Source organism: Myxococcus sp. CA040A, from assembly GCF_013336725.1.
GTDB lineage: Bacteria > Myxococcota > Myxococcia > Myxococcales > Myxococcaceae > Myxococcus > Myxococcus llanfairpwllgwyngyllgogerychwyrndrobwllllantysiliogogogochensis.
In genome coordinates this window covers 688,798-705,712 of the sequence record NZ_JABUMR010000004.1, presented here as the reverse complement: position 1 = coordinate 705,712, position 16,915 = coordinate 688,798, and the positions used below count along the sequence as shown (strand labels likewise).

Sequence of the window (16,915 nt, the reverse complement as noted above, 5' to 3'; positions counted from 1 at the left end):
GGCGGCACGGGCGGGCGCGCGCGGGTAGTCTTCGCCGCGCCCATGGCCCACGAAGACTTCAAGAAGCGCATCCGCGACGACTGGCGCGACAGCCTGAACGCCATCCTGGCTCGGGCCCGCTCCCTCGGCGAGCGGGCGGTGCTGGCGTTCGACCTGGACTCCACCCTGCTCGACAACCGGCACCGGCAGGCCCGCATCCTCCGGGAATATGGCGAGGCCCAGGCCGTGGCGAGCCTCGCCGCCTGCGGCCCCGAGCACTGGACCTCCGGCTGGGACATGCGTGACGCGATGCGTGCCTGTGGCCTGGAGGAAGCCCAGGTGCAGGCCCACTTCCCGGAGGCCCGCCGCTTCTGGGGCGAGCGCTTCTTCACCAGCGAGTACTGCGAGGTGGACGAGGCCATCGACGGCGCGGCGGCCTTCACGCACGCCGTGGTGGCGACGGGCGCGCGGCTCGTCTACGTCACCGGGCGCCACGAGGGCATGCGCGAGGGCTCCGTCGCCTGCATGCGGCGCCACGGCATGGCGGTGCCGGACGACGTGCGGGTGCTGCTCTTGATGAAGCCCACGCTGCGCGAGGACGACGACGCGTTCAAGCGAGAGGCGCACGCGAGGCTGGGTCGGCTGGGCACCGTGGTGGCCGCCTTCGACAACGAGCCCACCCACGCCAACGACTACCGGGTGCGCTTCCCCGAGGCCACCGTGATTCACCTGGCCACGGATCATTCCGGTCGACCGGTGACGCTGTTGGACGGCATCATCAGCGTCCCGCATTTCACCCTCGTTTCCTGACGCACCGCGCCTGGAACACAGGTGCGGCCCTGAGGGGTTTGAAAGGCTTTGAAGTCCCCCTGCCGCGCGCTATGAGGCGCACGGCGTTTGCCGCCCCGGGTGAGGAGGGGCGGACAGCATGGAGGCACCCGCGGTGGCCAGCCCGTACTCGAAAGACTTGCTGTTGACGATGTACCGGAAGATGTACCTCATCCGCCGTTTCGAGGAGCGCGCGGGCCAGCAGTACACGCTGGGGAAGATCGCCGGCTTCTGCCATCTGTACATTGGCCAGGAAGCCGTGGCGGTGGGCCCCATCGAGGCCATCCGGAAGGAAGATTACATGCTCAGCGCGTACCGCGACCACGGCCAGCCCCTGGCGCGCGGCAGCGACGCGGGCATGGTGATGGCGGAGCTGTTCGGCCGGGGCACCGGCTACAGCAAGGGCAAGGGCGGCTCGATGCACATCTTCGACATCGAGCACCAGTTCTACGGGGGCTACGGCATCGTCGGCGGGCAGATTCCGCTGGCGGCCGGCATGGCCTTCGCCAGCCGCTATCGCAACGAGGACCGCGTGACGGTCTGCTACTTCGGCGACGCGGCGGCCAACCAGGGCGCGCTCCACGAGACGTTCAACATGGCGTCGAAGTGGAAGCTGCCGGTCATCTACATCTGCGAGAACAACCGCTACGGCATGGGCACGGCCATCTCCCGCACGTCGGCGGTGCCGGAGATCTACAAGCGCGCCGCCGCCTACGACATGCGCGGCGAGCCGGTGGACGGCATGGACGTGCTGAAGATGTACGAGGCCGTGAAGGACGCGGCCGCGTGGTGCCGCGCGGGCAAGGGCCCCGTGCTGCTGGAGGCGAACACGTACCGCTTCCGTGGCCACTCCATGGCGGACCCGGCGACCTACCGCTCCAAGCAGGAGGTGGAGGAGGAGCGCAAGGGCGACCCCATCCCCAAGCTGCGCGACTACGCCATCAAGAACGGCCTGGGCGCGGACGCGGACTTCGAGCGAATCGAAGAAGAGGTGAAGGCGCAGGTGGACGCCGCGGTGAAGTTCGCGGACGAGTCTCCGGAGCCGAGCCTGGAAGAGCTGTGGCGCGACACCATCGTCGAGCCGGGTGAGCCGGACGTGCGTCCCCGTGAGCGGGTGCTGGGCACGAAGGTGACGAACTGGCCGTCGTACCCGAGCGGCCAGGAGCTGAAGGTGACGTGGGACCTGGAGCCGCGTGAGCAGGCGGAGCTTGCGGACAAGAAGGCGGGCCTGACCCGCTAGTCCCCCCGCCCCCTGACCAAACCAACCTTTTTGATTTCGAGTCGGAGCCGACGATGCCCGAGTTGATGTACCGCGAGGCCCTGAACCAGGCGCTCGCCGAGGAGATGGAGCGCGACGCCAACGTCTTCCTGATTGGCGAGGAAGTGGGTCGCTACAACGGCGCCTTCAAGGTGTCGCAGGGGCTGCTGGACAAGTTCGGGAGCGCGCGCATCATCGACGCGCCCATCTCCGAGCTGGGCTTCGGCGGCATGAGCGTGGGCGCGGCCATGGTGGGCCTGCGTCCGGTGGTGGAGATGATGACCTGGAACTTCGCGATTCTCGCGATGGACCAGATCGTCAACAACGCGGCCAAGCTGCGCCACATGTCCGGCGGTCAGCTGCGCTGCCCCATCGTCTTCCGGGGGCCGGGCGGCGCCGGTGGCCGGCTGTCCAGCCAGCACAGCCAGGCGCTGGAGTCCAACTACGCGCACTTCCCGGGCCTGAAGGTGATTGCGCCCGCGACGCCCGCGGACGCGAAGGGGATGCTCAAGGCGGCCATCCGCGACGAGAACCCCGTCATCATGTTCGAGGGCGAGCGGCTCTACGCGCTCAAGGGCGAGGTGCCCGAGGGCGAGCACGTCGTGCCGCTGGGCAAGGCGGACGTCAAGCGCGAGGGCACGGACGTCACCGTCATCACCTGGAGCCGCATGTATTACTTCTGCATGCAGGCGGCCGAGGAGTTGGCGAAGGAGGGCATCAGCGTGGAGGTCCTGGACCTGCGCACGCTGCGGCCCCTGGATGAGGAGGCCATCCTGGCGAGCGTGCGCAAGACGAACCGCGCCGTCATCGTCGAGGAGGGCTGGGCGCTGGCGGGTATCGGCGCTTCCGTGGTGGACATCATCCAGTCCAAGGCGTTCGACGAGCTGGACGCGCCGGTGGAGCGCGTGACGGGGCTCGATGTGAACATGTCCTATGCGGCGAACCTGGAGAACGCGACCCAGCCGGACGCGCCCAAGATCATCGCGGCCGTGAAGAAGGTGTTGTACCGCCAGGGAGCCTGACCCGTATGGCCACGCCCATTCAAATGCCGAGCCTCTCCCCGACGATGACGGAGGGGAAGATCGTCAAGTGGCTGAAGAAGGTGGGGGACAAGGTCTCCTCCGGTGAGGCACTCGCCGAGCTGGAGACGGACAAGTCCAACCTCGAAATCGAAGCCTACGACGACGGCTACCTGCTTCAGATTCTCGTCGGCGAGGACCAGTCGGCCCCCGTCGGCGCGCCCATCGCCTATATCGGCGCGCAGGGCGAGAAGGTGGCGGCGGGTGGCGCTCCCGCGCCCAAGGCCGCCGCGCCCGCCCCCGCTCCCACGCCTGCTCCCGCCGCGAAGGTCGAGGCCCCCGTGGCCCCGGCCGCCGCTCCCGCGACGGGCGGTGGTCGCATCGCCATCCAGCTGCCGAGCCTCTCCCCGACGATGACGGAGGGGAAGATCGTCAAGTGGCTGAAGAAGGTGGGGGACAAGGTCACCTCCGGCGAGGCGCTCGCCGAGCTGGAGACGGACAAGTCCAACCTCGAAATCGAGGCGTACGACGACGGGACGCTGGCGGAGATCGTCGTCGGGGAGAACCAGTCGGCGCCCGTCGGCTCGCCCATCGCCTACCTCACGCCCAAGGGTGGCAAGGCCGCCGCTGCTCCGACTCCGGCCGCCGCGCCGAAGCCCGTCGAGGCCGCCGCGCCCAAGCCCCCAGCACCCGCCGCACAGGCCACGTCTGCCGCGTCGGCACCGGTGGCCTCCGGGGGACGACGCGTCCGGGCCAGCCCGCTGGCGAAGAAGATCGCCAAGGACCGGGGTCTGGACATCGCCCAGGTGCAGGGCTCCGGCCCGTCGGGTCGCGTGGTGAAGCGCGACATCGAGGAGGCGCTGGCTCGGGGCGTGAGGGCTCCGGCGGCTGCTCCCTCGGCGCCCGCCGCGCGCAAGGCTCCGTCCGCCGCGACGGTGGCCCGACCCGAGGCGCGGTCCGAGCCGCTGTCGTCCATGCGCAAGGTCATCGCGCAGCGGATGACGGAGGTGAAGCCCGGCGTGCCGCACTTCTATCTCACCCTCGAGGTGGAGATGGATGCCGCGGTGAAGGTGCGCGAGGAGGCGAAGGCGATGGAGCTCAAGGTCTCCGTCAACGACCTCATCGTGAAGGCCGTGGCGATGGCCGTGCGCCGCTACCCGAAGATCAACGTCTCGCTCCAGGGGGACCAGGTGGTCCACCACGGCTCGGTGGACGTGGGTATCGCCGTGGCGCTGGAGCAGGGGCTCATCACGCCTGTCATCCGCGACGCGGACACCAAGGGGCTCCAGGCGATCTCCACGGAGGTGCGTGAGCTGGCGGAGCGCGCCCGCAAGCGCGCCCTCAAGCCCGAGGAGTACACGGGCGGCTCCATCACCGTGAGCAACCTGGGCATGTACGGCATCGACCAGTTCGTCGCCATCATCAACCCGCCGCAGGCGTCCATCCTCGCGGTGGGCGCGGTGGCGGACAAGGTGGTGGCACGGGACGGGCAGATGGTGATTCGCAAGATGATGACGGCGACGTTGTCGTGCGACCACCGCATCATCGACGGTGCCATCGGCGCGGAGTTCCTGCGGGAGCTGCGCGGCCTGCTCGAGCACCCGACGCGGCTGCTCTTCTAGGCCGTTCTCGTGGCCCGCTCCTCGTCGTGCCCCATTCTCCGGGGCGCACGGGAGCGGGCCGCTTCGTCACTGGCGCGTCGGCTCTTCGCGGCGCGCTTCCTCTTCCAGTCGTCGCTGCTCGCACGTCACGCTCGCCTGCTGCTCGCGGCTCGTGCCCGTGGGCAGGTCGTGCTCGTCTCCCAGCGAACGCCCCCGCATGCCCGGCCAGGGCTCGGGGCGCGTGGCCTCCACGTGTTCGATGTGCTCCACGTAATCGCTGTCACTGGCCGCATTGCGCGGCACGTCGTCCGGCTTGTCCTGGTGCGCCATGGCGCTGTCCTCCTGGGGGTGGAGACTCGTGCGGAGTCCCTCCGTTAACGGTGTGACGCGAGGCGATAGGCGTCCACCCCGAGGCCTCGCCGCAAGGCCCGTTCCCTCGCTTGCTGAGCAGGCACGAAAAAAAGGCCGGCAGCCGCGTCGGTTCGCTGCTTAACTTCGTCCAAATGAACGACGACATGACACGCGAACGGCTCGTCCAGGGTGTGTCGGAGTTGGAGGAGCGGGTGGGCCAGCCGCTGCCTCTCGCGCAGTCGCTGCACCAGGCCCTGCTCGGCGCGGTGTTCCCCCTCACCGCTGAAGAGCTCACCTGGGTGGCCCGGGAGAACGAGGCCCCGCCCACGGTGCTCTCTCTGCTGGGCGTGCTGCCCAGGGGCAGCTTCCCCTCCGTGGACGCGGTGGCCGTGGCCCTCGAGCAGGATGCCGCCCACGCGGAGCAGCTCCCCGAGACGCGCGACTCCACCCTCACATCTCCCCGCTGAATCCTCCCTCCCAGGCGCGCCGGGCGCTCTCCCGGCGTGTCCATGCAAAGCCGCCTGGCACCTCCGTGCCCAGGCAGGGAACCATGCGGTCGTCTGGATTTTCCTGGGGGTCAAACCTGTCTGGTTGCTCTAGAGTTGAGGAGGCATTGCGTCCCGGGGGGACGGTTCCGTCGGCACCCAGAAGAAAGGGAGTCGGAGGAGGCGCTATCCTAGGCGTCACCAGCCTGGCCTCGTCGTGGGATAGCCGGCCAGGAGGAGCGTCATGAACCCGTCTGAGCTACCCGCGGTGCTGTACGTCGACGACGACGCCCTGAACCTGCGGGTCTTCGACGCGAACTTCGGACAACGCTTCCGCATCTTCCGCAGCGCATCGCCAAGCGAGGCGTTGACGCTGCTCGAGCAGCGCAAGGGAGAGATTGGCGTCATCCTCTCCGACCAGCGCATGCCGGGGATGACGGGCGTGGAGCTGCTGGAGCGGGCGCGTTCGATTGCGCCCGACGCCAAGCGCATGCTCGTCACGGCGTATGCGGACATGCAGGCCGTCATCGACGCGGTGAACCGCGGCCAGGTGACGCGCTACTTCGTCAAGCCGTGGGACCGCTCGGAGCTTCAGGCGGCGCTGGACGACGCGCTGAAGATTGCCCGGCTGGAGCTGCGCATCCGCGAGGTGGAAGGGCGGATGATGAAGTCGGAGCGTCTGGCCACGCTGGGTCAGGTGACGGCGGGCATCGCCCACGAGCTGATGGGCCCGGTGGGTTACCTGTCGCAGAACGTGGCGTCGCTGCAGCGCGACCTGACCAGCGTCATCCAGTACGTGTCGAAGCACCTGCCCGCGGACCCGAGTCCTCCTGTCGCGGAGACGGTGGAGGACCTGCCCGCGCTCATCAAGGACCTGGCGGACGGCGCGGAGCATCTGCGGCAGGTGGCGCTCGGGCTGCGCGCGCAGGCGCGTGGCGAGGACATGGAGGGCACGGCGGACGTGGCCGAAGTGGTCTCCTTCGCGGTGAAGCTGGCGCGGGCGGAGGTGCGGGACAGGGCGCGGCTGACGAGCAACGGCGAGCCGGTGCGGGTCGTCTTCGGTCCGGTGAAGTTGTGCCAGGTGTTGCTCAACCTCGTGGTCAACGCGGCGCAGGCCATGGGTGGCACGGGACGTCAGGGGCGCATCGAGGTGCGCTGGTCCGTACGCCCCGAGGACGTGGTCCTCACGGTGGCGGACAACGGCTGCGGCATCCCCATGGACCTGCAGGAGCGCGTCTTCCAGCCGCTGTTCACCACGAAGCCGGTGGGCATCGGCACGGGCCTGGGCCTGTCCATCTGCCGGGAGCTGGTGACGCAGGCGGGTGGCAACCTGCGGCTGTCGTCCACGCCGGGCGAGGGCACGGACATCGAAATCACCCTCCGGCGAGCCCCGCTCCCCTGAGGCCGAAGGCGTTGCTGAGCACGCGCCACATCCGGTGGAGTGACTCGCCTTCCGAGCGGCGCACGTCCTCCACCAGCACCGCGCGCTGGGGCTGCGCCCCTTCGGGGGCGTACTCCACGACGAGCGCGTAGCGGGGCCCGGGACGCTCGACGAGGTGCACCGCGCGCACGGCGTCGAAGGGCACCAGCTCCGAGCGGGTGGCGCCGGGTGTCCAGGCCAGCCGCTCCAGGCGCAGCGTCTCCGAGCGGAAGTGCAGCACGAATCGGCGGCGTCCCAGCCGGGCCTCGAATCGCAGGGCCACTCCCACGAGGGCCGCGGCGACGAGGGCCAGCGTCCCGGCTGTGATGGGGAAGGCGCCCTTCTCGAGGCCCACCATGACGGCGGCGCCCAGCGCGCAGCCCACGGCGACACCCACACACAGTCCCGGCAGCATTCTCCGCTCCCAGCGCGGAGGGAGGGATTCGCCCAGCAGCCGCCCCCCGTCGTAACGCAGGCGCACGTCCCCCAGCAGCGGGGGCACCCGGTTCTCCAGCAACGCGTCCTCGAAGCTCGCCACGGACGGCAGCATAGCGGCCCTCGCATGCGAGCCTCGAAGTCCGCGTGAAGCTGTGCGAATCTCCCAAGTCATGGATCTCCCGTTCGAGACCGGTGAGGGCGGCGGTGGGGAGGGGGGAACGCTCGCCTCGACGGTGTTGGTGGTGGACGACGAGCCCGTCGTGCTCGACATCTGCGCGCGGCTATTGGAGCGCGAGTCGGACCTGGTGGTGTTGGTGGCGGCGAGCGCGGAGGATGCGCTGCCCATTCTTCGCGAGCAGCGCGTCGACGTGCTGGTGACGGACAAGAACCTGCCCGGCATGGGTGGGGTGGAGCTCGTCGCGGAGGCGCGCAACCTCCAGCCCACGATGGAGGCGCTGATGATTACGGCCTACGCGAGCAGCGAGTCCGTCATCGCCGCGTTCGCCGCGGGGGCGAGTGACTACATCCTCAAGCCTTTCGACGACTTGCGTGTGCTGCGCGCCAAGGTGCGGGCGGCGCTGGAGCGGCGGACGTCCGGGACGCAGGTGCGGGAGCAGGCGCGGGAACAGGCCCGGGAAGCGGCCGCGCTGCTAGCGGCAGGGCAGGACGCACCGGAGCCGGCGCACGTGGCGCTGGAGGTGGAGCTGCGGGCCTACGAGGAGTCCTCTCGCACGGTGCTGGAGGGGAAGGTGGCGGTGGTGGGCAGCGAGGATGCGCTCCGCGCGCTGAGGGAGGCGGGCTTCGAGGTGCGGGAGGTGGCGCCGTACGCGCCTGAGCTGGAGACGGTGGACGTCGTCGTTGTCGAGACGGGCGATCCGCAGTGGCGCACGCTGGCGGAGCGCCTCCAGCGACGGCCTCCGGACGTGCTGCTGCTGGCCAGTCCGCAGGCGGACCTGGGGGACCTGCTGGAGGCCATCACCCTGCGCATGGACCTGGTGGGATTTGGCAGCACGCAGGGCGCGAGCGCGCTTCCGGAGAAGGTGCGGATGCTGCTCCTGCGCCGGGGCGTGCAGCGGGCACAGGACCGGCTCGCCGCCGCGCTCTCCGTGTTCCGTCGGAGCATCCCCACGCCGTCGGCTTGAGTCGGTTCAGCAGGGGAGGCGACGGGACGCGAGCGCCCTCAGGGGGCAGTGCCGTCGAGCTGCCGCGCGAACTCGAGCTGGACGTTCAGCAACTCCGTCATGGGGACCGCGCGCCGAGACACGAGGGCAGGGTCCTTGCCCTCCGCTGTCCATAGCGGAGGGTGGAGGGAGAAACCCTCATCCGGGGAGAGGCGTGAGACATCCTCGCTCCAGCCGGACCAGCGGTACGCGCCGTAGAACTCGGAGAGATCTCCTCCAAGAAAGAAGGCGAGCAGGTCCGAGTAGCCGCGTCCCAGGTCCTCCCACTTGAGCGAGTCGGGGGCGAAGTAGAACGCGCCGCCACGTCCTTCGCCGAGCGCCCCGCCGTCGAGTGCGAAGTGGCCACCGAGGACGTCGTGGGCGACGAGCAGCATCCCCTGCGTCGGTGCCACCGCCAGATGCGCGCCCAGGGCATTCCAATTCGCCAGGCTCCCGCGCATCCGCACACCACCGCTGCCCAGGACTCGGAGCCAGCCCTGGTCGACGAGCAACCCACCTGTTTCATAGGCCACCGCGCCCAAGGTGGAGCGGGTCGTCACTTGAAGCTGCTGGAGCACCTCGCCCGCAGCCACTTCATCCCGAGGCAGAACCTCGACGGGGCTGCTCGCGGAGGCGAGCCACTCCTGCACGAGGGGCAAGGCGGGCGAGGTTGCGTCGAGCAGCTCCTGCAACGTCCGCATGGCGAGCCACCGTGCCCCGGAAAAACAAAACGCCGCCTTCTTTTCAGAAGGCGGCGTCGGAGTGACCCTGCCGGGATTCGAACCCGAGTTTGAGCCGTGAGAGGGCTCCGTCCTAACCGCTAGACGACAGGGCCGACATTTCGCTGCAACCACCGTGTTTCTGCTGCTGCTTCCTACATTCTCGTTTTGCTCTCGTCAACCTTCTGATTTCGAGCTTCCTGAGGTGCTGCGGACTGCGGTGCTGCGAGCTGGGGAACTAGGATTCGAACCTAGATAAGCAGAGTCAGAGTCTGCTGTCCTGCCGTTAGACGATTCCCCAATCACTGCGGCTGCCTCTACTACCAACACCGCCCAGCGACTGCAACAACTTCGGTGGGCGGCTGCTGCTGCGACTTCTACTTCTTCTTCCCCGACTTCGTCTCCGGCTTTTTCACCGGCTTGACCGCCTGCTGGGTCGGGACGATGTAGATGCGAACTTCCTCGTTCGCCTCGTAAATATTCAGCCCCGCGAAGTTCTTCCCCGAGGGGTTGGTGATGTGGACCGCTTTCACGCCCGGCTGGTTGACGATCTGCCGTCGTGGATAGCTGCTCGTCGAGTAGACCGAGCGGTAGTAGTCCAGCGTCGCCTCGAAGTCCTTCGGCACCCTGTAACGATTCTCCCCCACCTTCTGAGCACCGTCCGGAAGCTGCGCGCCGCTGACCACGTCGGCACTCGCCCCCGCCACCCAGAGCGCACACAGCGCCGCACCGAGCGGGCGCGCCTTATAGAAATGCCGTTTCATGGTGTCAAGTGCACGCATCATGGGTGGTGAAGATAGGTGCCGAAGCGGCGGACGTCCACCGCTTCGTCGGGCGGTACGTCACCCGCCCCGCGTGAGCGCGGCGTCGATGCGACGCAGGGCCTCGTCCCGCCCCGCGAGCAGCAGCGTCTCTCCGATGCCCGGGCTCGTCGTGTTGCCGGTGATGGCGACCCGCACCGGCTGCGCCACCTTGCCCATGCCCACGCTGGAGGACTCGCTGACGGCCTTCACCACGCCGTCCAGCGACTCCACCGTCCACTCGGACAGCGCGGCGACGCCGTCGCGCACCTTGCGCAGCAGCACGAGCGAATCACCGACGAGGTGCTTGGCCGCGGCCTTCTCGTCGAGCGTGACGCCGGTGCCGAAGTAGAGCGCCGCCGTGGTGGCCATCTCCTCCAGCGTGCGAGCGCGCTCCTTGAGCGCATGCACCAGCGGAACCAGCCGCGAGTCGCCCTTCGCCTGGAAGCCCTTGGCCTCGAGGAAGGGCACCAGTCGCTCGGCGACGGTGGCCTCCGGCAGAAGCTTCATCCACTGCTGGTTGAGCCACAGCAGCTTCTCCGGGTTCCACACGCCGGACGTCGTGCCGACATCGGAGAAGTCGAACCACTCCTCCATCTGCTCGCGAGTGATGACCTCGTCGTTGCCGTGGCTCCAACCCAGGCGGATGACGAAGTTGCTCAGCGCCTCCGGCATGATGCCGGTGCGCTTGTGCAGCATCACATCCGCCTCCGGGTGCTTGCGCTTGGAGAGCTTCTCGCGGTCCGGCCCGAGGATGAGCGGCAGGTGCGCGAACTCGGGCGGCTGCCAGCCCAGTGCCTGGTAGAGCATCAGCTGCGGGAAGGTGGAGTTGACGTGCTCCTGCCCGCGCGCCACCAACGTGATCTCCATCAGGTGGTCATCGATGACGCAGCCGAAGTTGTAGAGCGGGATGCCGTCCGCGCGCAGCATGACCCAGTCGTCCAGGTCCGAGTACGGCTTGGTGATGACACCCAGCGCCTTGTCGTCGAACGACACGGTGCCCTCGGTGGAGGGCATCTTGAAGCGGATGACGGCCTCCTCCTCGCGACGGCCCGCCGGAGGACCCTTCAAGTCGCGGCACGTGCCCGGGTACTTGTAGAAGCCGCCGGACTTCTCCATCGACTCGCGCTGGGCCTCCAGGTCCTGCTTCGTGCAGTAGCAGCGGTAGGCCTTGCCCTCGGCGAGCAGCCGCTGGGAGTGCTCGCGATAGGTGTCCAGGCGCTGCGTCTGGAAGTAGGGCGCGTGCGGGCCCTCCTTGCCAGGGCCCTCGGTCCAGTCGATGCCCAGCCACACCAACCCGTCGAGGATGGCCTGCACCGACTCGGCGGTGGAACGCACGCGGTCGGTGTCCTCCATGCGAACAATGAACGTGCCGCCGAACCTCCGGGCCTGGAGGTAGTTCATCAGCGCCGTACGGGCACCGCCAATGTGGAGGTAGCCGGTGGGCGAGGGAGCGAAGCGGACGCGTGGGGCAGTGGGCATACGGGCGCGCGGATTAGCAGGGAGGCGGTAGGGGGTCAACGCGGATGGGCACGCTGAGGTATGGTGCGCGCCGAGGAGAGAAAGCGTATGTCGATTCGTCAGCTATTTCGCATGGGGATGGTGACGGTGGCGCTGTTGGGCGCCCTGCCCGCGGCCGCCACCACGCAGCTCCGGGTGGACCTGTCGCAGCTCTCCCGGGACTCGGACGCCGTCATTCACGGGGTCGTGCGTCGAGTGGAGAGCCGATGGAGCGGTGATGGTCGGCGCATCGTCACCGACGTCGAAGTCGAGGTGAAGGAGCCGCTCAAGGGACAGCCTGGGGGCACGGTGCTCGTGACGCAGCCCGGCGGTCAGGTGGGCGATATCGGACAGGTGGTGCACGGGCTCGCATCGTTCAAAACGGGCGAGGAGGTCGTCATCTTCCTGCGCAAGCGCGGCACGCAGGCCTTCCGTCTCTCCGGTCAGGCCCAGGGCAAGTATCAGGTGGTGCGCGAGGAGGCGGGCAAGCCCGCGATGGCCGTCCCGGAGCCCTCGGAGGCGCTCCTGCTGGACCCCGTCACGCGTCAGCCGAGCACGGTAGTGGAGAAGCCGAGGACCCTCGCGGAGCTCAAGGCGGCCATCCGCGCTGCGCTGACGGAGCCGGCGCCGTGACGCCCGCGGCAACCCTGCTCGCGGTCCTCGTGCTGGGACAGTTCGACCCCTATGTCCGCAGTCGGGTGACCCCGGGCGATGACGCCACCCAGTGTCTGTACTGGACGCAGCCGAGCATCACCTGGAACCAGAGCAGCTTCGGCAATCCGGACACGACGAGCGACACGGAGTTCGAGGCCATCCGCGTCGCCTTCCAGAGCTGGGAGGACATCTTCGCCGCCTGCGGCAACCTGACGCTGCGGCAGGGCCCCGTCATCGACGAGCGCAAGGCGGGCTATCTGCGCGGACAGCAGAACCAGAACGTGGTGCTCTTCCGCACGAAGGTCTGTAGCGCGTTGGTGGCGGCCACGGACGCGTGTTGGAAGGCGGAGACGTGCGGCAATCAATACGACTGCTGGGATGACGACGAGAGCACCCTCGCCATCACCCTGACGACGTACGACAAGCGCTCGGGCATCATCTACGACTCGGATATCTCCTTCAACGCGAGCCAGTACGTCTTCACCACGGCGAATGGGCCCACCTGCTTTCCTCCCGTGACGACGAACTGTGTCTCCACCGACGTGCAGAACACCGCCACGCACGAGATTGGTCACTTCGTCGGCCTGGACCACACGCGCCTCGCGAGCTCCACGATGTTCCCGAGCGCTCAGGCCGGAGAAGTGTCCAAGCGGACCATCGACTCCGGCTCCCGCGACTTCGTCTGCTCCGTCTACGCCAAGGGCGGCGCCAGTCAGGCGTGTCTGCATCCAGTGATGAACGACGAGCTGGGACCCAAGGGTGGGGGCTGCTCCGCGTCAGGCGCTTCGTCGCTCGGCCCCGCGCTGATGGCCTGGGTGCTGTGGCGGCGACGTCGTGCGCGGGAGGGCCGCTCATGAGCGTGCGGTGGCTACTGGGGCTTGTGCTCCTCGCCTCCTCGCCCGCCCTGGCGCAGGAGGAGTTCCCCTATCGTCGCACCGTCGTTCCCGGCAGGCCCTTGTGCCTGCTGTGGCCGGTGCGCGAGTACATCTACCACCTGGACGCGGACGGCAGCGCGCGCACGCCAGGGGACACCGAGGTCGCCGCCATCGAGGCGTCCTTCGAGTCCTGGCGACAGGTGTCGAAGACGTGCAGCGACTACGCCTTCAAGCGCGGTGACGACTGGAGCCTTCCCGTGGTCGTGGGCTACGACCAGGAGCGGCCCTTCGCCAACTACAACATCGTCACGTTCCGCGAGACGTCGTGTGATGACGTCGTCGCGGCGGACGACCCGTGCTGGGACGCGGAGACGTGCGGAAACCAGTACACGTGCTGGGAGCACGGCGATGGCACCATCGGCCTCACCACCTCCACGTTCAGCTTCACCGACGGCCGGGTGCTCGACTCGGACATCGAGCTGAACGCGTCCCAGCCCGGAGGCAGCACGGGCTTCCTCTTCACCACGGTGGACTCGCCGCCGTGCCTGGGCGTCCCGGCCACGAACTGCGTGGCCACGGACCTGCAGAACACCATGACGCATGAGATTGGCCACGTCGTGGGGTTGGACCACGTGCCCATCTCCGGAGCCACCATGGAGCCCACCGCGCCGCCGGGCGAGACGCGCAAGCGCATCATCGACGCGGGCTCCGCCGCCGGCTTCTGCTCCATCTATCCCCGGGGCCTTCCACCCAATCAGTGCCTCATGCGCGCGGAGGCGGGCATCGTGCTCCTGGCGGACGGGCGGGGCACCGGTTGCGCCGCCGCTCCTGGCGCGGGTGTCATGGGGGCCTGGCTGGCTGCCCTGGCGCTCTTGCGCGGGAGGCGGCGGACGGGCGGACGTCGGGATGGCACTGCGTCCACACGCGAGCGGACTTAGAACGAAGAGCGTGGCTGTCGCTTTCTTCGACCTCGACAAGACGTTGATTGCCGCCAACTCCGGCTCGCTGTGGGTCCGCCGCGAGCTGGAGCTGGGGCACATCACCCGGTGGCAGGCCGTGCGCGCGAGCCTGTGGATTGCCCGCTACCACCTGGGCTTCGTGTCCATGCGGGACGCGCTGGAGCGCGCGGTCGCTCTGCTCGCGGGCTCGCGGGCCCGTCCCATCCAGCAGCGCACCGCGGACTTCTACGAGCAGACGGTGCGGTCGCTCTATCGCCCGGGTGCGCTCGTCGCCGTGGAGGAGCACCGCCGCGCCGGTGACAGGCTGGCGCTCTTGACGTCCTCGTCGGGCTACCTGTCGGAGTGGGTGGCGCGCGAGCTGCGGCTGGACGCGGTGCTCTGCAACCGCTTCGAGGTGGATGCCGAAGGTCTGCACACGGGCCGTCCGCTGGGGCCCATCTGCTTCGGCGAGGGCAAGCTCACGTACGCGGAGGGCTACGCTCGCGAAGTGGGCGTGCCGCTGGCCGCGTGTGCCTTCTACACGGACTCGTACTCGGACTTGTCCGTGCTGGAGGTGGTGGGGCGGCCGGTGGCCGTGCATCCCGACCACCGGCTGAAGCGCGAGGCCCGGAAGCGAGGCTGGCCGGTGGTGAGCTGGGGTGTTCCGTCCGGAGGGGGCGCCATGTCCTTGCCGCCCGCGCCTCCGGTGGTGCCTTCCACCGGGCCCTGAGCGCGCGACGCCCAAGGCCCGGCGAGTCGCGCGGACCTCAGCGGCGCGGCGCGACCAACCGCATGCTGAAGGTGTAGTCCACGTTCACCGGATGGCCCTGGTACATGATGGGCTTGTAGGTGCGGGACTGGAGCGAATCCAGCACCGGCTTCTCCATGTACGTGACGGACTTGATGACGCGGCACTTCTCCACGCGGCCCTTGGTGGTGATGGTGCAGCGGACAATCATCACGCCCTCGGCCTTCGCCGCCATCGCCTCGCGCGTGTAGACGAGGTCCTTGCTCTGGTCGACCATCTCCGGGCGGGACATGTCCTCGTTGTAGGGCAGCACGTCGCCGCGCGCGGAGGCGAGCGCCGCGGTGGGCAGCACCGGCACCGCCAGCCCGCCCGACACGCCCTTGGCCTGCGTCGCCGCCGCCGCACCCACGCCGCCCGCGGTCTGCGGAGCCGCCGGCTCGGCGGCAATCGCCTGGGTGGGCGAGAGCAGCACCGGCGCGGACATTCCACCCGGCGTCGCCACGGGCTCGGCCACTTCGACTTCGTCCGTGGCGGCGGAGACGGACGCCACCTCCACGCCACCGCCCCGACCCGCGCCACCCCGGCGCTTCTGGAGCTTCTGCGACAGCACCACGTCACCGGAGCCGCCCGTGACGACGGTCTCCATCTGGTAGCCCTCCATCGCGAAGGTGAGCTCCACGGTGATGGAGCCGTCCTGTCCCGCCGGCAGCTCCAGGGTGAAGGGCGTCGTGCCGCGCTCCTTGCCCCGGTAGAAGACGCGCGCGCCGCTGGGCTGGCTCATCAGCTTGAAGCGGACCTTGTGCGCGCCGGCCGGAATGGGCGCCTCCTGCGCGGGCGCCGTGGGCGGAGCCTGCACGGGGGCCTGCGCCACCGCCTCCGGCTTCGTCTCCGGCGGTTTGACGGGGTCCTTGTTGCTCATGAAGAAGACGGCGCCCACGGCGACGAGTCCCGCCACCGCCAGTCCGCCCAGTCCGCCGATGGCCAGCGTGCGCTGACGGGCGCGCTGGACGGCCACCGGCACCTCCACGCTGATGTCCACCGCGAGCGTGTCACCAGAGTCCGTCCCCGAGCTGCCGGCGCTGGAGAACAGCGGGGAGGGGTAGGGGCCCGTCGTCGTCGCGCCACCGGGGCGCTTGAAGATGCCGCTGTTGCCGCCCGCGGACATGCTCGCCTCGCGCAGGCCCTCCAGCAGCTCGTCCATCGTCTGGAAGCGACGCGCCGGGTCCTTCTCCAGGCAGCGACGCACCACCGCCTCGATTTCCGGCGGCACCGCGATGTCCGGGCGCAGCTGCTGGAAGGTGGGCGGGGCTTCCTTGTAATGAGCGAAGATGAGCTCGATGTGGTCCCGCGCGATGAACGGCGGGCGCCCCATCAGCATCTGGAAGAGGACGATGCCCAGCGAGTACACGTCGCTGCGCGCGTCCGTCGCGTTGCGCGCCTGCTCCGGCGCCATGTACTGCGGCGAGCCGAGGAACGTGCCGTTCTGGGTGATCTCCGGGGCGATCTGCCCCTCCTGCGGCTCGGCCACCGACTTCACGAGCCCGAAGTCCAGGACCTTGACCAGGTCCTGATCCTGCTCGTTGAGCAGCATGATGTTCGCGGGCTTCAGGTCCCGGTGGATGATGCCCAGGCTGTGCGCCTCGCGCAGCGAGCGGCAGATCTGCTGGGTGATGGCGATGGCGCGCGACCACGACAGCGGCCCCACCTGCCCGAGCACCTGGGCCAGCGTGCGGCCGTCCAGGTACTCCATGGCGATGTAGAAGATGCCATCGTCCGTCTGCCCGTAGTCGATGACGGTGACGGTGTTGGGATGGCGCAGCTTCGAGGTGAGGGAGGCCTCGCGCAGGAAGCGCTTCTGGAAGCCGGGGTCCCGGGTGCTGGAGTAGCTGGGGTTGAGGACCTTGAGCGCGACGACTCGCTCCAGGGGGGCCTGGAGGGCTCGGTAGACCTTTCCCATGCCGCCGATGCCCAGGGGATCCAGGATGCTGAATCGACCGTTCAGGGTCCGGCCGATGAGCGGATCCGCGCCCGTCGCGGCGGGCGTCTCGGGGTTCGGCGAGTCGCCCTTGATCATTCGTACCCCCTGACTACAAGCAACATGGATTCTCCAGGAGTGTGCCGGGTACGCATCAAACCATATCT

The 16,915-nt window shown here is 68.9% G+C and carries 16 protein-coding genes, 2 tRNA genes and 1 pseudogene; 11 read left to right on the top strand and 8 right to left on the bottom strand.

The window, feature by feature from the left end; translation table 11 throughout:
• Positions 1 to 42 precede the first annotated feature (42 nt).
• The 4 genes and pseudogenes from HUA75_RS19955 to HUA75_RS19940 all read left to right on the top strand — a co-directional run bounded on the left by HUA75_RS19955 (position 43) and on the right by HUA75_RS19940 (position 4,706).
• Positions 43 to 789: a hypothetical protein gene (locus HUA75_RS19955; protein ID WP_174487283.1), complete on the top strand. Its 747-nt coding sequence runs from the start codon at positions 43 to 45 to the stop codon at positions 787 to 789.
• Between the two features lie 133 nt (positions 790 to 922).
• Entirely contained in the window at positions 923 to 2,047 is a 1,125-nt protein-coding gene (pdhA, locus tag HUA75_RS19950; RefSeq protein WP_141644746.1) for a pyruvate dehydrogenase (acetyl-transferring) E1 component subunit alpha, read from the top strand.
• Positions 2,048 to 2,091: 44 nt separating this feature from the next.
• Positions 2,092 to 3,087 (top strand): annotated as a pseudogene (locus tag HUA75_RS19945) (pyruvate dehydrogenase complex E1 component subunit beta); the annotation flags it as partial.
• A gap of 5 nt (positions 3,088 to 3,092) precedes the next feature.
• Positions 3,093 to 4,706: a pyruvate dehydrogenase complex dihydrolipoamide acetyltransferase gene (locus tag HUA75_RS19940; RefSeq protein WP_174487282.1), complete on the top strand. Its 1,614-nt coding sequence runs from the start codon at positions 3,093 to 3,095 to the stop codon at positions 4,704 to 4,706.
• A 66-nt stretch (positions 4,707 to 4,772) separates the two neighbouring features.
• On the opposite strand, the gene HUA75_RS19935 is transcribed toward HUA75_RS19940, so the two are convergent.
• A complete protein-coding gene (locus tag HUA75_RS19935) occupies positions 4,773 to 5,015 on the bottom strand; it encodes a hypothetical protein (protein WP_141644735.1) in 243 nt (80 codons plus the stop codon).
• A gap of 185 nt (positions 5,016 to 5,200) precedes the next feature.
• Between HUA75_RS19935 and HUA75_RS19930 the strand changes: the two genes are divergently transcribed.
• Complete coding sequence (locus tag HUA75_RS19930; RefSeq protein WP_141644734.1) at positions 5,201 to 5,503, top strand: DUF2795 domain-containing protein; 303 nt, start codon at positions 5,201 to 5,203, stop codon at positions 5,501 to 5,503.
• 262 nt (positions 5,504 to 5,765) lie between these two features.
• Entirely contained in the window at positions 5,766 to 6,923 is a 1,158-nt protein-coding gene (locus tag HUA75_RS19925) for a sensor histidine kinase (protein WP_141644733.1), read from the top strand.
• Here the strand turns inward: HUA75_RS19925 and HUA75_RS19920 are convergent.
• Positions 6,895 to 7,491, bottom strand: coding sequence for a hypothetical protein (locus HUA75_RS19920; protein ID WP_174487281.1), 597 nt, complete (start codon positions 7,489 to 7,491; stop codon positions 6,895 to 6,897). The genes HUA75_RS19925 and HUA75_RS19920 overlap by 29 nt on opposite strands.
• A 58-nt stretch (positions 7,492 to 7,549) precedes the next feature.
• On the opposite strand from HUA75_RS19920, the gene HUA75_RS19915 reads away from it, so the two are divergent.
• Positions 7,550 to 8,521 carry a response regulator transcription factor gene (locus HUA75_RS19915; RefSeq protein WP_174454974.1) on the top strand — a complete coding sequence of 324 codons (972 nt, stop codon included), beginning with the start codon at positions 7,550 to 7,552 and terminating at the stop codon, positions 8,519 to 8,521.
• Between the two features lie 38 nt (positions 8,522 to 8,559).
• Here HUA75_RS19915 and HUA75_RS19910 read toward each other — a convergent pair whose 3' ends face one another.
• The 5 genes from HUA75_RS19910 to gltX form a co-directional block, all read right to left on the bottom strand.
• Positions 8,560 to 9,240: a DUF2625 family protein gene (locus tag HUA75_RS19910; RefSeq protein WP_174487280.1), complete on the bottom strand. Its 681-nt coding sequence runs from the start codon at positions 9,238 to 9,240 to the stop codon at positions 8,560 to 8,562.
• 62 nt (positions 9,241 to 9,302) lie between these two features.
• Positions 9,303 to 9,374 (bottom strand) — tRNA-Glu (locus tag HUA75_RS19905).
• A gap of 114 nt (positions 9,375 to 9,488) precedes the next feature.
• Positions 9,489 to 9,559, bottom strand: a tRNA-Gln gene (locus tag HUA75_RS19900).
• A gap of 76 nt (positions 9,560 to 9,635) precedes the next feature.
• Positions 9,636 to 10,022, bottom strand: coding sequence for a hypothetical protein (locus HUA75_RS19895; RefSeq protein WP_254614359.1), 387 nt, complete (start codon positions 10,020 to 10,022; stop codon positions 9,636 to 9,638).
• A gap of 78 nt (positions 10,023 to 10,100) precedes the next feature.
• Entirely contained in the window at positions 10,101 to 11,540 is a 1,440-nt protein-coding gene (gene gltX / locus HUA75_RS19890) for a glutamate--tRNA ligase (RefSeq protein WP_141644728.1), read from the bottom strand.
• 87 nt (positions 11,541 to 11,627) lie between these two features.
• On the opposite strand from gltX, the gene HUA75_RS19885 reads away from it, so the two are divergent.
• The 4 genes from HUA75_RS19885 to HUA75_RS19870 are packed head-to-tail and all read left to right on the top strand — an operon-like array spanning position 11,628 to position 14,755.
• Positions 11,628 to 12,191 (top strand): hypothetical protein, encoded by a 564-nt coding sequence (locus HUA75_RS19885; protein ID WP_141644727.1) that lies wholly within the window; start codon positions 11,628 to 11,630, stop codon positions 12,189 to 12,191.
• Entirely contained in the window at positions 12,188 to 13,069 is an 882-nt protein-coding gene (locus HUA75_RS19880) for a myxosortase-dependent metalloprotease, MXAN_2677/MXAN_2678 family (protein WP_174487279.1), read from the top strand. Before HUA75_RS19885 ends, HUA75_RS19880 begins: the two co-directional genes overlap by 4 nt.
• The gene (locus tag HUA75_RS19875; RefSeq protein ID WP_174487278.1) at positions 13,066 to 14,025 is read left to right on the top strand and encodes a myxosortase-dependent metalloprotease, MXAN_2677/MXAN_2678 family; all 960 of its coding nucleotides are present in this window, start codon (positions 13,066 to 13,068) and stop codon (positions 14,023 to 14,025) included. The genes HUA75_RS19880 and HUA75_RS19875 overlap by 4 nt, the downstream gene beginning before the upstream one ends.
• A gap of 10 nt (positions 14,026 to 14,035) precedes the next feature.
• On the top strand, positions 14,036 to 14,755 hold the full coding sequence (locus HUA75_RS19870) for an HAD family phosphatase (protein WP_141644724.1): 720 nt from the start codon (positions 14,036 to 14,038) through the stop codon (positions 14,753 to 14,755).
• A gap of 37 nt (positions 14,756 to 14,792) precedes the next feature.
• Here HUA75_RS19870 and HUA75_RS19865 read toward each other — a convergent pair whose 3' ends face one another.
• Complete coding sequence (locus HUA75_RS19865) at positions 14,793 to 16,847, bottom strand: TonB family protein (protein WP_141644723.1); 2,055 nt, start codon at positions 16,845 to 16,847, stop codon at positions 14,793 to 14,795.
• Between the last annotated feature and the right edge of the window lie 68 nt (positions 16,848 to 16,915).